General features: G+C 73.6%; 16 protein-coding genes. 2 read left to right on the forward strand and 14 right to left on the reverse strand.

Going from position 1 to position 14,480, the window contains the following annotated elements; genetic code table 11:
* From PLP61_RS05110 to rsmI, 3 genes are all read right to left on the reverse strand, one after another.
* Positions 1–1,576 (reverse strand): molybdopterin-dependent oxidoreductase (locus PLP61_RS05110; RefSeq protein ID WP_324501015.1); only part of this gene is annotated, 1,576 nt, incomplete at its 3' end.
* Positions 1,577–1,647: 71 nt separating this feature from the next.
* Positions 1,648–2,517: a TatD family hydrolase gene (locus tag PLP61_RS05115; RefSeq protein ID WP_324501017.1), complete on the reverse strand. Its 870-nt coding sequence runs from the start codon at positions 2,515–2,517 to the stop codon at positions 1,648–1,650.
* Positions 2,518–2,540: 23 nt separating this feature from the next.
* The gene (gene rsmI, locus PLP61_RS05120; protein ID WP_324501018.1) at positions 2,541–3,395 is read right to left on the reverse strand and encodes a 16S rRNA (cytidine(1402)-2'-O)-methyltransferase; all 855 of its coding nucleotides are present in this window, start codon (positions 3,393–3,395) and stop codon (positions 2,541–2,543) included.
* Positions 3,396–3,431: 36 nt separating this feature from the next.
* On the opposite strand from rsmI, the gene PLP61_RS05125 reads away from it, so the two are divergent.
* Positions 3,432–5,114: a dolichyl-phosphate-mannose--protein mannosyltransferase gene (locus PLP61_RS05125; RefSeq protein WP_324501020.1), complete on the forward strand. Its 1,683-nt coding sequence runs from the start codon at positions 3,432–3,434 to the stop codon at positions 5,112–5,114.
* A gap of 50 nt (positions 5,115–5,164) precedes the next feature.
* Here the strand turns inward: PLP61_RS05125 and PLP61_RS05130 are convergent, their stop codons facing one another.
* The 9 genes from PLP61_RS05130 to PLP61_RS05165 form a co-directional block, all read right to left on the reverse strand.
* Positions 5,165–6,178 (reverse strand): aldo/keto reductase family protein, encoded by a 1,014-nt coding sequence (locus PLP61_RS05130; protein WP_324501021.1) that lies wholly within the window; start codon positions 6,176–6,178, stop codon positions 5,165–5,167.
* Between the two features lie 10 nt (positions 6,179–6,188).
* Positions 6,189–7,871 (reverse strand): FAD-dependent oxidoreductase, encoded by a 1,683-nt coding sequence (locus PLP61_RS05135; RefSeq protein WP_324501022.1) that lies wholly within the window; start codon positions 7,869–7,871, stop codon positions 6,189–6,191.
* On the reverse strand, positions 7,868–8,029 hold the full coding sequence (locus PLP61_RS17125) for a DUF8730 family Cys-rich protein (RefSeq protein WP_502888959.1): 162 nt from the start codon (positions 8,027–8,029) through the stop codon (positions 7,868–7,870). Before PLP61_RS17125 ends, PLP61_RS05135 begins: the two co-directional genes overlap by 4 nt.
* Positions 8,030–8,143: 114 nt before the next feature.
* Positions 8,144–8,710 (reverse strand): DUF1269 domain-containing protein, encoded by a 567-nt coding sequence (locus PLP61_RS05140; RefSeq protein ID WP_324501024.1) that lies wholly within the window; start codon positions 8,708–8,710, stop codon positions 8,144–8,146.
* A gap of 127 nt (positions 8,711–8,837) precedes the next feature.
* A complete protein-coding gene (locus PLP61_RS05145) occupies positions 8,838–9,344 on the reverse strand; it encodes a hypothetical protein (protein WP_324501026.1) in 507 nt (168 codons plus the stop codon).
* Between the two features lie 62 nt (positions 9,345–9,406).
* The gene (locus PLP61_RS05150) at positions 9,407–10,306 is read right to left on the reverse strand and encodes an EamA family transporter (protein ID WP_324501028.1); all 900 of its coding nucleotides are present in this window, start codon (positions 10,304–10,306) and stop codon (positions 9,407–9,409) included.
* A 54-nt stretch (positions 10,307–10,360) separates the two neighbouring features.
* Positions 10,361–10,966 carry a cupin domain-containing protein gene (locus tag PLP61_RS05155; RefSeq protein ID WP_324501029.1) on the reverse strand — a complete coding sequence of 202 codons (606 nt, stop codon included), beginning with the start codon at positions 10,964–10,966 and terminating at the stop codon, positions 10,361–10,363.
* Positions 10,967–11,009: 43 nt separating this feature from the next.
* Positions 11,010–11,897, reverse strand: coding sequence for an LLM class F420-dependent oxidoreductase (locus PLP61_RS05160; protein ID WP_324501030.1), 888 nt, complete (start codon positions 11,895–11,897; stop codon positions 11,010–11,012).
* A 33-nt stretch (positions 11,898–11,930) separates the two neighbouring features.
* Positions 11,931–12,596 carry an NADPH-dependent F420 reductase gene (locus PLP61_RS05165; RefSeq protein WP_324501032.1) on the reverse strand — a complete coding sequence of 222 codons (666 nt, stop codon included), beginning with the start codon at positions 12,594–12,596 and terminating at the stop codon, positions 11,931–11,933.
* 81 nt (positions 12,597–12,677) lie between these two features.
* Between PLP61_RS05165 and PLP61_RS05170 the strand changes: the two genes are divergently transcribed.
* Positions 12,678–13,244, forward strand: coding sequence for a TetR/AcrR family transcriptional regulator (locus PLP61_RS05170; RefSeq protein WP_324501034.1), 567 nt, complete (start codon positions 12,678–12,680; stop codon positions 13,242–13,244).
* A gap of 39 nt (positions 13,245–13,283) precedes the next feature.
* Here the strand turns inward: PLP61_RS05170 and PLP61_RS05175 are convergent, their stop codons facing one another.
* Both PLP61_RS05175 and PLP61_RS05180 read right to left on the reverse strand, forming a co-directional pair.
* Positions 13,284–14,273 (reverse strand): 3-hydroxyacyl-CoA dehydrogenase NAD-binding domain-containing protein, encoded by a 990-nt coding sequence (locus PLP61_RS05175; RefSeq protein WP_324501036.1) that lies wholly within the window; start codon positions 14,271–14,273, stop codon positions 13,284–13,286.
* On the reverse strand, positions 14,260–14,480 hold a 221-nt coding region (locus PLP61_RS05180; protein ID WP_324501039.1), incomplete at its 5' end, for a 3-keto-5-aminohexanoate cleavage protein. The genes PLP61_RS05175 and PLP61_RS05180, both read right to left, overlap by 14 nt.

Here is a 14,480-nt window from a genome sequence, read left to right on the forward strand (position 1 = left end):
AGAGGAGCACCGGCGCCATCCCGCGCAGCCGGGCGTCGCCGAGCACCGTCAGGAACGCCGGCCCGAACGCCTCGCGGCCGACCGCGGCGGCCTCCCGGAGCGGCGCGTAGTCGGCGTCGGTGAGGGCCCCGGTGGCCTCGACGAGCCGGGCGTGGATCTCGGGCTCGGCCAGCACACCGTCGGGGGCCTCCACCACCGGCGGGCGCAGGTGGAAGACGTTGCGCGGGAAGTCGAAGTTGAAGAACGTCGCCTCCCACTTCTCGAACTGCGTGGGGGCGGGGAGCACGTAGTCGGCCAGCCGGGCGGTCTCGGTCAGGGACACGTCGATCACCACCAGCAGGTCCAGGGCCTCCAGCGCCTCCCGCATCCGCCGGGAGTCCGCCAGCGAGTGCGCCGGGTTCGCGCTCTCGACCAGCATCGCGCGGTAGCGCGCCGGGTGGTCGGTGAGGATCTCGTCGGCGATCACGTTGCAGGGCACGAGCCCGCTGATGACCGGGGCACCGACGACGGGGCTGCGCGGCCCCTCGCCGGCGGCGTACCCGCGGTCGCGGCCGATCGGGGCGAGGCTGGAGAAGGCGTACTGCGTGCCGGGGCGGGCGTAGTTGCCGGTGAGCAGCCAGACCAGCTTCTCGACGTAGCTGACCAGGGTGGAGTCCCGGTTCATCTGGACGCCGAGGTCCTCGAAGAAGGCCACCGACTCCGCCCCGGCGATGCGTCGGGCCACCGCGCGCACCTGCTCCTCCGCGACGTCGGCGACCGCGCAGTACCGGCCCACCGGGACCGTGCGCAGCACCGCGGTGACGGCCGCCAGCCCGTCGGCGTGCTCGGCCAGCCAGTCGGCGGCGAGCAGGTCCTCCTGGACCAGCACGGCCGCCAGGGCGGTGACCAGGTAGAGGTCGGTCCCGGGTCGCAGCTGGAGGTGGTGGTCGGCCAGGTCGGCGGTCTCGGTGCGCACGGGGTCGATGACGACGACCGAGCGCGCGGGGTCCCGGGCGATCTCCTTGAGCACCGCACGGGCCCGGGGGAAGCCGTGGGACTGGTAGGGGTTCTTGCCGAGGAACACCGCCACCTCGGCGTGCTCGATGTCGCCCCGGGTGGGGACGCCGAGCATCCGGGCGTTCACCCAGAACTCGCCGGTCTTCTCCTGGGCCAGGGCGCTGGAGCGGTAACGGACGCCGTACGCCGCCTGGGTGGCCGGCGCGTAGGCGCCGCCGAGGTGGTTCCCCTGGCCGCCCCCGCCGTAGTAGAAGACCGACTCCCCGCCGTACGTGTCGCGGATCCTGCCCAGCCGGTCGGCGACCTCGCGGATCGCGGTGTCCCAGTCGATCTCCTCGAAGCCGCCGTCGGGGCGGCGGCGCAGCGGCCGGGTGACCCGCCCGCTGCGGCCGTTCTGGTAGGCGTCCAGCTGCAGCGCCTTGTTGCAGGTGTAGCCCTGCGAGGCGGGGTGGCGCTTGTCGCCGCGGATCTTCTGGAAGGTCCGGCCGTCCTCGCCCAGGAGGATCTCGATCCCGCAGTTGCACTCGCACAGGATGCAGGCGCTGGGGTGCCCGGAGGTGGCGGACGCGGTCTGGGTCATGGCGGGGCTCCTTCACCGGTCAGGTGCTGCGCAGCCTACTGCAGTCAGTTCGTTAGTGAAACTGACTGGCCCTACCACGGGCCGTACGCGGCGGTCGTGCTCTCGTCCAGGGCGACGCACAGCTCCTCGAGGTCCTCACCGCGCACCTCGGCCATCGCCCGCACGGTCAGCGGGACCAGGTAGGACGCGTTGGTGCGCCCGCGGAAGGGCATCGGGGTCAGGTACGGCGCGTCGGTCTCCACCAGCAGCCGGTCCCGCGGCGTCAGCGCCAGCGCCTCGCGCAGGTGCGGGGCGTTCTTGAACGTGACGGTGCCCGCGAAGCTCAGGTACGCCCCGAGCTCCAGGCACCGACGCGCGACATCGGCGTCGCCGGAGAAGCAGTGCATCACCCAGCGGTCCGGGGCACCCTCGTCGCCGACGACGCGCAGCACGTCCTGGTGGGCGTCCCGGTCGTGGATGACCAAGGTCCGGTCCAGCCGCTTGGCCAGGTCGATGTGCCGGCGGAAGCTCGCCTCCTGGGCCGGGCGACCCTCCTCGCCGGTGCGGTAGTAGTCGAGGCCGGTCTCGCCCACGGCGCGCACCTGCGGGTGCGCGGCCAGCCGCTCGATCTCGGCGAGCGCCGGCTCCAGCAGCCCCTGCTGGTCGAGCCGGGCCGCCTCGTTCGGATGCAGGGCGACCCCGGCCACCAGCGCGTCGTGCGCCGCGGCCGCCTCGACCGCCCAGGCGGCACCGGGGAGGTCACAGCCGATCTGCACGATCCGCGTCACGTTCACGGCGGCGGCCGCGGACAGCGCCTCCTCCAGCGGCCACCGCTCGCCGTCGGCGATGTCGAGGTGACAGTGGTTGTCGGCCACCGGGTGCGGCAGCGGCTCGGGGGCGGGCGGTCTCGGCCCGCGGGGGTCCCTGCCCCCGGCGCGGGCCCCGGTCGGCTGGTCGCTCACCCACCCGATCCTAGAGCGCCCGCTCAGCGGTGCACGGCGTCGTACACCACCCGCTTGGGCAGGCCGGACCGGCGGGCGGTCTCGGCGATGGCCTCCTTGCGCGTGCGGCCCGCCTCCTCCAGCTCGGCCACTGCGGCTCGCAGCGAGGCCGGGTCGGTGTCGGCCGTGCTGCCCGGCTCGGCCCCGGCGCCGACCAGGGGGACCCCCCCCCGGACGCCGGGCTGCGCCCAGGTGACGAGGTCGGCGAGCCGCCCGCGGCGTACCTCCTCGTGGGTCTTGGTCAGCTCACGGCACACCGCGGCGGGCCGGTCGCCGCCGAACGCCTCGGCCAGGGCCGCCAGCGCGGCCGGGGTCCGGTGCGGCGCCTCGAAGAAGACCATCGTCCGCTCCTCGCCGGCGAGTCCGGCCAGCCGCCGGGCCCGCTCCCCCGCCTTGCGGGGCAGGAACCCCTCGAAGCAGAACCGGTCGACCGGCAGCCCCGAGACGGCCAGCGCGGTGAGCACGGCCGAGGGCCCCGGGACCGACGTGACCCGGACGCCTGCGGCGATCGCGGCGGTGACCAGCCGGTAGCCCGGGTCGGAGACGCTGGGCATGCCGGCGTCGGTCACCAGGACCACCCGGCCGCCCGTGGTGAGCGCGTCGAGGAGCCCCGGGATCCGGGTGGTCTCGTTGCCCTCGAAGTAGGACACGACCCGTCCCGACGGGGTGACCTCCAGGTCCGCGCAGAGCCGGCGCAGCCGCCGGGTGTCCTCGGCGGCGATCACGGTCGCGTCGGCGAGCTCCTGGGCGAGACGGGGCGGCGCGTCGGTGGCCCGGCCGATCGGCGTCGCGGCGAGAACCAGCACGCCGGCGTCGGCTGCCCCGGGCTTCGCGCTCACCGGACGATCATGGCAGGGACCGTAGAGTGGGCGCCCGTGAGCACCGCCGCGACCCTGCCCGAGTCGCCGGAGCGCTCACCGGCGGGGCCGGCGTACCGGCCCGACGACCGGTTCGCCGGCTGGGCGGCGAGTCTCGCCGTCACGCTGCTCGCGCTGTTCCTACGGCTGTGGCAGCTCGGCACGCCGAAGGCGATGCTCTTCGACGAGACCTACTACGCCAAGGACGCGTGGTCCCTCGTCCACTTCGGCTACGTCCGGACCTACGTGAGCGGCGCGGACCAGAAGATCCTGGACGGACACACCACCGGCCTGTGGACCGACAGTCCGTCGATGATCGTGCACCCCGAGGTCGGCAAGTGGCTGATCGGCCTCGGCGAGCGGGCGCTCGGCATGGACCCCACCGGCTGGCGCGTCTCGGCGGCGGTCGTGGGCTCGCTGATGGTGCTGGTGATGTGCCGGCTGGCCCTCCGGCTGACCGGGTCGATCGCGCTCGCCGTCCTCGCCGGGCTGCTGCTGACCTTCGACGGACTGCAGCTGGTGCTGTCTCGGCTGGCCCTGCTGGACATCTTCGTGGCCTTCTTCCTGCTGCTCGGGGTCCACTGCCTGGTGCTCGACCGGTTCTGGTTCCGGGCCCGGCTGCGCCGCGAGATGCCGCAGCAGTCGGCGTCGGGCGCGGGGCTCGGACCGGTGCGTCGACTGCTGGTCCGCCCGTGGCTGCTGGCCGCCGGCGTCAGCTTCGGGCTGGCAGTGGGCACCAAGTGGGCCGCCCTCTACCCGCTGGCCGCGTTCGGCCTCCTGGTCTGGCTGTGGAGCGCGGGCGCGCGGCGCGCGCGGGGGCTCCGCCGGCCCGTCCTGAAGTCCGCGCTGGTCGACGGCATTCCCGCGTTCGTCCAGCTGGTGGTGGTCGCCGCCCTGGTCTACGTCGCGAGCTGGACCGGCTGGCTGGTCCACGCCGACCAGTACGAGGAGCACCTCTCCTCGACCCAGTACACCCGGTTCGTCTCCTGGGACGGCACCTGCGACGGGGAGACGATGACGGGCGTGACGTCAGACGACGACCGGTCCTGGCCGACCGCCAGGGAGCCGGACGCCTCCGGGGTGGGCGAGGTCACCCAGTCGCTGCGCTCGCTCTGGTACTACCACCAGGACGTGCTGACCTTCCACCGGTACTTCTTGAACTGCGCCACGCACGACTACGCCTCGGCGCCCTCGGGATGGCTGCTGGTGAACCGACCGGTGGGGGCCGACGCGCAGCTCGACATCAAGCCCGGCCAGCAGGGCTGCGACGCCGCGCCCGGCTCGGACTGCCTGCGCCAGGTGCTGATCATCGGCACGCCCGCGCTCTGGTGGGGGTCGGTCCTCGCCCTGCTGGCCTCCGTCGTGCTGTGGGTCGGCAGGCGCGACTGGCGGTACGGCGTGGCCGTGGTCGGCGTCGCCTCGACGTGGCTGCCCTGGTTGATGTACGACGACCGCCCGATCTTCAGCTTCTACGCCATCCTGGCCCTGCCGTTCCTCGTGCTGGCCTGCACCCTGGTCGCCGGAGAGCTGGTCGGGCGGTCCCGGACGCCCTCACCCCGAAGGACCCTCGGGGTGATCGTGGCCGGCTCGTTCTTCACGCTGGTACTGGTGAACTTCGCGTGGTTCTGGCCGATCTGGACCGACGGGCTGCTCACCCACTCCGAGTGGCTGGACCGGATCTGGTTCCAGCGCTGGATCTAGCCGGCGGCGCTGCAACCCGTGCCAAGAGCGGGATTCCCCGCCCACGGGCCCTACTCCCGCGAGAAGCTCCGCGTCCGCGGGGACCGCGTCTTGGCGGGGTCCCGCTCGACCACGGGCCCGGTGATCTCGTCGATGGCGCGCAGCACGTCCTCGTCGAGGCGTACGCCGGCCGCCCGGGCGTTCTCGGTGACCTGCTCGGGGCGGCTGGCGCCGATGATCGCCGCCGAGACGTTGTCGTTCTGCAGGACCCAGGCGACCGCGAGCTGGGCGAGGGTGAGCCCGGCCTCGTCGGCGAGCGGGCGCAGCCGCTGGACCCGCTCGAGGATGTCGTCGCGCAGCCAGTCCTGGATCATCGAGGCGCCACCCTTGTCGTCGGTGGCGCGGCTGCCCGGCGGCGGCTGCTCGCCCGGCCGGTACTTCCCGGTGAGGGCGCCTTGGGCGATGGGCGACCACACGATCTGCCCGATCCCGAGGTCCCGGCAGGTGGGCACCACCTCGGCCTCGATCACCCGCCACAGCATGTTGTACTGCGGCTGGTTGGAGACCAGCGGGACGTGCAGCTCACGCGCCAGCGCGTGCGCCTCGCGGATCTGCTCGGCCCGCCACTCCGAGACGCCGATGTAGAGCGCCTTGCCGGAGTGCACCACGTCGGCGAAGGCCTCCATGGTCTCCTCCAGCGGCGTCTCGTAGTCGTAGCGGTGCGCCTGGTAGAGGTCGACGTAGTCGGTGCCGAGCCGGGTCAGCGAGCCGTTGATCGACTCCATGATGTGCTTGCGCGACAGTCCGTGGTCGTTGTGCGCACCCGGGCCGGTGGGCCAGTACACCTTGGTGAAGATCTCCAGGCCCTCGCGCCGCTCGCCCCTCAGCGCCCGCCCCAGCACCGACTCCGCCCGCGTGTTGGCGTAGACGTCGGCGGTGTCGAAGGTGGTGATGCCTTCGCCCAGCGCCTGCCGGACGCACGCGGTGGCGGACTCCTCCTCCACCTGCGAGCCGTGGGTGAGCCAGTTCCCGTAGGCGATGGCCGAGATCTTCAGGCCGCTGGCGCCGAGGTTGCGGATCTCCATGCCCACGAATCTAGCGGAGGGTGGAATCCTCCCGACCGGACGCGGCCAGCAGGTCGACGGGCGGCTGCCAGGTGCGGTAGCCGCCGTCGAGGTTCACCACGTCCGCGTGGCCCAGCTGGGTGAGCAGCCGGGCCGCGACGTGGCCGCGCTGGCCCGCCGCGCAGTACACCAGCAGCCGTCCGGAGAGCTCTCCGTGCCGCTCACGCAGGTCGTCCACCGGCAGGTTGACCGCGCCCGGCAGCGCGCCGGCGGCGTACTCCTCCGGTGTCCGTACGTCGACCACGGTGGCACCACGGGCGACCTCCGCGTCGACCTCGTGCCACTGGACGGTGCGGGTGAGCCCGGCCGCGAGGTTGTCGGCGACCATGCCCAGCATGGCGACCGGGTCCTTGGCCGAGCCGTACTGCGGCGCGTAGGTGAGCTCGAGGTCGGCCAGCTCCGAGGCCCGCAGCCCGCCGCGCATGGCGGTGGCGATGACGTCGATCCGTTTGTCGACGCCCGCCCGGCCGACCCCCTGGGCGCCGAGGATCTCGTCGGTGTCCGGGTCCACGAGCAGCTTCAGGGCCATCTGCTCCGCACCGGGGTAGTAGCCGGCGTGGTGCTGGGGATGGGTGTGGATCACGCGGTGCGGCCGGCCCGCTTCGCGCAGCCGGCGCTCGTTCCACCCGACCGCCGCGACGGTGAGGCCGAACACGCCGACGACCGCGGTGCCGAGCGCGGGCCGCGCGCTCACCGGCCGGCCGAGGATCGCGTCGGCGACCAGGCGGCCGTGCCGGTTGGCGGTCTGGGCGAGCGGCACGAGCACGCCCTCGCCGCTGACGGCGTCGCGCTTCACCGCGACGTCGCCCACCGCGTAGATGTGCGGGTCGCTGGTGCGCTGGCGCTCGTCGACGACGACGCCGCCCCGCTCGGAGAGCTCCAGCCCCGCCGCACGGGCGAGCGCGGACTCCGGCACCACGCCGGCGGCCAGCACGACCAGTCCTGCGGGGATCCGTTCGCCGCCGGCGAGCACCACGGCGTCGGCCTCGAAGGCAGCCGCAGCGGTGCCGGTGAGCACCCGCACCCCGAACAGCTGCAGGTGCGACTGGACCACGGCGGCCATCTCGACGTCGAGCGGGGGCAGGACGTGGTCGGCCAGCTCCACGACCGTCACGGAGAGGCCGCGGTGGGCGAGGTTCTCGGCAAGCTCCAGGCCGATGAAGCCGGCGCCGACGATCACCGCCGACGTCGGCTGGTCCGGTCCGTCCAGGCGGGCGATGATCGCGTCCATGTCGACCAGGTCGCGCAGGGCGTGCGCGAGCTCGACCCCGGGGATCGGCGGCCGCAGCGGCGAGGCGCCGGTGGCGAGGACGAGCTCGTCGTACTCCTCCTCCAGCAGCCGGCCGGTGTGACGGTCGCGCACGGTGACCACCCGACGGTCCCGGTCGACGGAGACCACCTCGTGGCCGGTGCGCACGTCCAGGGCGAACCGCGCCGCCAGCGACTCGGGGGTCTGCAGCACCAGGTCGTCACGGTCCTCGATGACCCCACCGACGTGGTAGGGCAGCCCGCAGTTGGCGAAGGACACGTGGTCGCCGCGCTCCAGGACGACGATCTCCCGCGACTCGTCCAGGCGGCGCAGCCGCGTGGCGGCGGACATGCCACCGGCGACGCCACCGACGATGAGGGTACGACGGCGCGCCCGAGGGCTCACCTGCGGAACAGTGCGGAGAGGTCGAAGGCCGGTGCTGCAGCAGGAGCGCACTCACACCGCTGGGCGGCGGGGACGCGGCCCATCACCGAGTCGACGTGCTGGCCGCACCCGGACCAGGTGATCTTGTTGCAGGAACGGCACCGTGCAGGACTGCACACCTCGGGGACTCCTCACGTCGGGGGATCGATTCATACCCCAGGGGGTATGCAACGAGGATAGGGCACAGCCCCGCCCCGACACCAATCCACGACTGCCCGGCGCGAGGTGGCGGGTCAGCCCTGGCCGGCCTCGATCTCCTTGGCGGCGGCCTTGAGCTCCTTGGCGACGGCGTCGTTGACGGCCGACTCGACGATCCGGTCGGCCCGCTCGAGCGCCTTGCGCAGCTCGGCTGCGGCCGGGTTGGACACCAGCGCCACGATCCCGGAGTGGCCGGGCTCGATGCTGTCCTCGAGCTCCTCGGCCAGCTTGGCCTTGTTCCGCAGCTGCTGGGCCTTGCCGATGCCGGCGCCGGCGGCACCGATCACCGCGGCGCTGCCCAGGATCGACGGCGGGAAGATGAGACCGAGCGCCAGACCCCCCGCGGCACCCCACTTGAGGCCGCGCTTGGTGGAGTGGTCGGTGGCCTTCTGGATCTCCAGGTCGCCGTCCGGCTCGCGCTTGACGACGATCACACCCTCGATCTCGACGTGCCGCCCGTCCTCGACCTCCTTGAGCGCCTCGTAGGCGTCCCAGGCCGTGGTGGTGTCGGAGAAGTCGGCGACGAACAGCGTGTAGACGTCGTCACTGACGGCCGCAGCGACCATCTCGGGCTGGTCGGCGCTGCTCTTGTCCTCGGTCATGTGCTCTCTCCTGTGTGTGACGGTCACCCGTGGTGGACGGCACGCCGGCCCAGGGCTCGGCGTTGCCGGACCGAGCCTAGGCAGCCGCCTCTAGCCGAGTCATCACCCCTCGCGGATGACGTCGCGCTCAGTGCAGGCCGGCCTTCGCCGCCACGATGAGTACGGCGAGGAGGCCGGCGCCGACGCCCTCGATCACCGCGGCCCGGTTCGGGCTGCCGGCGCGGCGCGCGCCGTAGTAGCCCACGCCGCCCAGGAGCAGGACCGAGAAGCTGAGGGCCACGAACGCGGCGGTGGAGGACTCCGCCCCGAGGGCGTAGGAGACCAGGTAGACCACGATGGCCGGCAGCCCGCCGCGGATGACCCCGGCCTTGTAGTCGGCGGCCTCCCGCAGCCGGCGTAGCAGCCCTCGGGTGTCACCGTCGAACCGCTCGGTGATGGCGTGGACGTAGACGTCGGCCATCCAGTACACGACCAGGACCCCGGCGGTCGCCCCAGCGACGCGCAGCGCCTGGTCCTCGTGGAGGCTCACGGCCGCCAGGACCGCCGCTGAGATGATGGCCCCGTAGAGCAGGCCGGCGGGCTCCGGCGCCGCGAGCCACCGGACCACCCGGCTTCGGCGCAGGACCCCGATCACCCGCCCACCCTAGTGGCGGCTCGGTCTCCCCTGCAGGTCGGGCGACCCGCCTTCGCCGGCGGCTACCCGATGACGTCGAGCTCGGAGTGGGGAGCGGTGCGCCCCCCGGGCGGGACCCGTCGGCCCTCGCGCTGGGCGGCGGCGCCGGCGAGCACCACCAGCAGGATGCCCGCCAGCTGGGAGGGGCTGGGCGTCTGGTGCAGCACGACGAGGCCCAGCAGCAGGCCGAAGGCGGGCTCGAGGGCCATCAGGGTGCCGAACGCGGCGGGCGTCATCTGCCGCAGGGCGAGCATCTCCAGCGCGAACGGCAGCACCGGGAGCAGCACGGCCAGCCCGGCTGCGGCGGCGAGGATGCCGACGGTGAGGTGGCCGGCCGCCTGGGGGACGCCGACGACGGCAGCCGTCACGGCGCCGAGCGGGACCGTCAGGGAGAGCCCCGAGATGCCGGTGAAGCGGTCGCCGACCCGCTGGGTGAGCACGATGTAGGTGGCCCAGCAGAGCGCCGCGAGCGCGGCGAACGCCAGACCCACCGGGTCGACCTGACCGTGCCAGGGCTGGGTGAGCAGGACGACGCCGACCAGCGCCAGGCCCGGCCAGGCGAGCGCCCGCGGCCGGTGGGTCCGCACCGCGGCGACGGTCAGCGGGCCGAGGAACTCCACCGCGACGGCGGTGCCCAGCGGGATGCGATCGATGGCGGCGAGGAACGCCACGCTCACCACGCCGGTCGCCACGCCGAGCCCGACAAGCGTGGGCACGTCGTTGCGGCGCACCTCCCGCAGCGGTGGCCGGGCCAGCGCCAGGAAGATCAGGGCCGCCATCGTGAGCCTCAGCCAGGCGGTGCCGGCCGGACCCGTGGTCGAGATCAGCTGCACCGACAACGCCGCGCCCAGCTGGACCGACAGCATCGACGTCACGGCCAGCGACCACGGGGGCACGCGGGAGGCGCTGTTGAGCAGGGGCATGGTCAGGCTCCCTCCCCGGTCGCGACGTCCGCGGCGAGGAGGTCCCGGGGCGCCTCAGGCATGGCCGGGCTCCGACCGGGTGGCCGAGCCGACACCGGGCTCGAAGACGGCGAGGGAGAACCGCGCGGGCCGCTCGCCCGGGTTGGCGTAGGAGTGCGCCACGTCCCCGGGGAACGACACCGCGTCGCCGGCCTCAAGCCTCACCGTCTGGTCGGCGACCACGACCACGACGGCCCCGTCCTGGACCTGCACCAGCTCGTGGGTGCCCGGGGTGTGGGCCTCGCTGGCGTGCCGGTCGCCGGGCCCGAGGGTCCAGTCCCACAGCTCGACCACGTCCGGCGGCTCGGTCCCGGCCACCAGGATGCCGCGCCCGCCGCCGTCACCGGTCCACAAGGTGGCACCCTCGCCTCCCCGGGTGACCTTGACCGTCCTGGGCTCGGGCGGCTCCACCAGTCCGGGCAGCCCGATCCCGAGCGCGTCGCTGATCCGCAGCAGGGTCCCCACGCTGGGGTTCGCGGCACCCTGCTCGACGTTGACCACCGCCCGGCGGCTCACCCCGGCGGCCTGGGCCAGCTGGTCGAGGGTCCAGCGGCGGGCCTGGCGCTCCTGCTTCACCCGGGCCCCGATGGCCGCGGCCAGGGCGGCGGTGCTCTCGTCCACGAGTGCATCATAGTGCACCGTCGGTGCAGCCGAGTCGTGGGTCTCAGATCTGCCGGAGCCGGGGGACGACGTGCCGGCCCAGGTCCTCCACGAAACGGGCCGGGTGGGCCGCGGCCTCCCCCAGCGGCGTGACGTGCACCTCCTGGACTCCGACGGCGGCCAGCCGCTCCATGTCCGCGAGGAACCGGTCGGCCTCGTGCGCAGGGTCGAGCGGTTGCGGCACCATGACCGTACGAAGGACCGAGTCGTAGTCGCGGCCGACCGCGTCGCAGTGGGCGTGCAGCACCTCGAGCTTGTGCCGGGCGACCTCGGCCGCGTCGTCACCGCCGACGATCAGGTTGCAGGCGTCGGCGTACTCGGCGACCAGCCGCAGGGTCTTTCGCTCACCGTTGCCGCCGACCATGACCGGGACGGGGTGCAGCGGCTGGGGCGCGCAGATGGTCTCGGCGAGCCGGTAGTGGGCACCCTCGAACGGGCCGTCGTTCTCGCTCCACATCTGCCGCACGACGCGCAGCGCCTCCTCGAGCCGCTCGAACCGCTCGGCGGTCGGGGGGAACGGGACGCCGAGGGCGCGGTGCTCGCGCTCGTACCACGCGGCCCCGATGCCCAGCGCCGCGCGCCCTCCCGAGAGCACGTCCAAGGTGGCCACGATCGTGGCGAGCAGGCCCGGGTGCCGGTAGGTGACCCCGGTCATCAGCAGCTGCAGCTCCACGGTCCGCGTGTGCGCCGCGAGGAACCCCAGCGTGGTGTACCCCTCGAGCATCGGGTCGTGGTCGCTCCCGATCCCCGGCATCTGCAGGTAGTGGTCCATGATCGAGAGGTTCTCGACGCCGGCACTCTCGGCGGCCTGCGCCACGTCGCGCAGCACGCCGGGGATGGCGCCGGGCCCGCCCGGGACGGCGTACCCGACCACGTGGACGCCGAGCCTCACGACCGGCTCCTCAGCCGGCTCCCGCCGACCACGTCAGCGCACCACCTTGAAGGTGAGCATCGGCGTCCCCAGGGCACCCCAGAGCCGGAGCCAGATCGGCATCAGCATCTCGGTGCCGCGCGCCGTGGTGATGTCGCCGAGGTCCAGGACGTCGGTGTGGCCGAGGGACCTGAGCAGGTCGGTGACGACCGCCTTGGCCTCGGCGTCGTCGCCGGAGACGAAGGTCGTGAAGTCGCCGGCGGCCAGCTCGGTGGGGTGGACCATCACGGCGGCGGTCATGGTGTTGAGCGTCTTGACCACGCGGGCCTCGGGGAAGGCCCGCTGCAGCTGCTCACCGAGGGAGTCGGTGTTGCTGACGAACAGCGAGGGGGGCATCCCGCCACTGAAGTCGAGCGGGTTGCTGATGTCCAGCACCACCGTGCCGGCAAGGTTCTCGGCGCCTGCCCGCCCGAGGATGTCCAGGGCGGCGGTCCCCAGCGCGGCAAGCACGACGAGGTCCGCCTCGCGCGCGGCGTCGGCGAAGCCGGCCACGGCGACGTCGGGGTGCTGGGCGTGCCAGTCACCGAGTCCCCCGGGCTCGGTGCGGGCGAGGGAGGCGGCGGGGTCGCGGGTGCCGACGGTGACCCGGTGGCCGAGCTCGTGGAGACGGGCGGCCAGCGCCTGGCCGACCATGCCCGTGCCGAGGACTGCGATGTTCATGGGTGCTCCTGGGAGAGGTAGACAGGTCTGTCTAGGTGGGTCGTTTCGAAACTAACAGACAGGTCTGTCTACAATCAAGGGGTGCCCCAGGTCCCCGCACGGCAGCGCATCCTCGACACGGCGTTCCGGCTCTTCTACAGCCGCGGGCTCAGGGCCGTCGGCGTGGACCTGATCATCGCCGAGTCGGGGGTGGCCAAGGCCACCTTCTACAAGCACTTCCCCAGCAAGGAGGTGCTGGTGCTCGCCTACCTGGACCGGGTCGACGACATCTGGACCGGACAGCTGCGGGCCGCTGCGGAGGCGGCCGGACCCGACCCGGCCGACCAGCTGGTCGGGCTCTTCGACGCCCTCGGTACTGCCTGCCGCCGGGAGGGCTACCGGGGCTGCGCCTTCATCAACGCCGCGGCGGAGGCCGAGCCCGGTACGCCGGTCCACGAGCGCACCGTCGCCCACAAGCTGGCGGTCCGGTCGTGGGTGCGCGACCTCGCGGCGGGAGCCGGCGCCGCCGACCCCGACGGTCTTGCCCGCACCCTCACCCTGCTCCTGGACGGTGGCCTGGCCAGCGGGGCGCTGGAGGCCTCCCCGGACGCTGCCACCTGCGCCCAGGAGTCGGCCCGGGTCCTGGTCAGCGCCGCAGTGACCGGCTGACCCTGCGTCTCGGGCGCGCGGCGCAGGGCCGCTATCACCTCAACGATCCCGCACGTGAGCGATGCCTGCCGTCCGGGCGCTGCCGTGGGTGGCCGCCACGACGGAGGTGAGCACGGCGTCGCGCTCCGAGGTGAGCTCGTCGACGCCCCGGCCGGCCGTCGCCGCGGTGACCCCGGCGACCAGACGCGCGGTGGTGGCCTGGTCCAGGTGGGGGGTGCCGAGGTCGTCCCACCAGCGGTGGAAGCTGTCGGCGTACCGCTGGCAGAACGCCGCCAGCCCGCCGTCGTCCGCGCCGAGGTGGAAGAGCGTGGTGGGTCCCATCACCGCCCAGCGCAGACCGGGCCCGGAGGAGACGGCGGCGTCGACGTCCTCGACGGTGGCCACGCCCTGGTTGACCAGGTGGATCGCCTCCCGCCACAGCGCGGCCTGCAGCCGGTTGGCGACGTGGCCGGGGACCTCACGGCGGACCTCGATGGTGACCTTGCCGACCGACTCGTAGAAGCTGCGGGCGGCGGCCACGACCCCCGGGTCGGTGCGGTGGTTCCCCATGACCTCCACCAGCGGGATGAGGTGGGGCGGGTTGAACGGGTGGCCGAGCACCATCCGGCCGGGGTCGCGCCAGCCCGGCTGCAGCTCGCTGAGGGTCAGCCCCGAGGCCGAGGACGCCACGACGGCGTCCGGGGCCAGGACCGGCTCGATCGCGGCGTACAGCTCGTGCTTGAGCCCGACCCGCTCGGGGACGCTCTCCTGGACGAACTGCGCCCCCTCGACGGCGTCGCGGGGGTCAGCGCAGACGACCAGCTCCCCCTCCGGGGCAGGCGTGGTGGCGAGCCCGAGGGTGGTGAGCACGGGCCAGGCCGCCTCGACCGCCTCCCTGACCCGGGTCTCGGTGGCCGGGTCGGGGTCGTAGACGGCGACCGACCTCCCGGCCGCGAGGAAGAGCGCGGTCCAGCTGCGGCCGATCAGCCCGCCGCCCAGCGCGGCGACCCGGGCGACCTCACCGGCGGCCGCGGCCTCAGACGTTGACACGGTCGGCCCCCTTCAGGCCGAGGCGCTCCCGGGCCTGGGCGGGGGTGGCGACCTCGAGGCCGAGCGACTCGATGACGCCGCGGATCTTCGTGACCTGGGCGGCGTTGGACGGGGTGAGCCGGCCGGGGCCGAGGTACAGGCTGTCCTCCATACCGACCCGCAGGTTGCCGCCGAGCATCGCCGCCTGGGTGGCGAAGGACATCTGGT

The organism is Nocardioides sp., assembly GCF_035429765.1.
Classification (GTDB): domain Bacteria; phylum Actinomycetota; class Actinomycetes; order Propionibacteriales; family Nocardioidaceae; genus Nocardioides.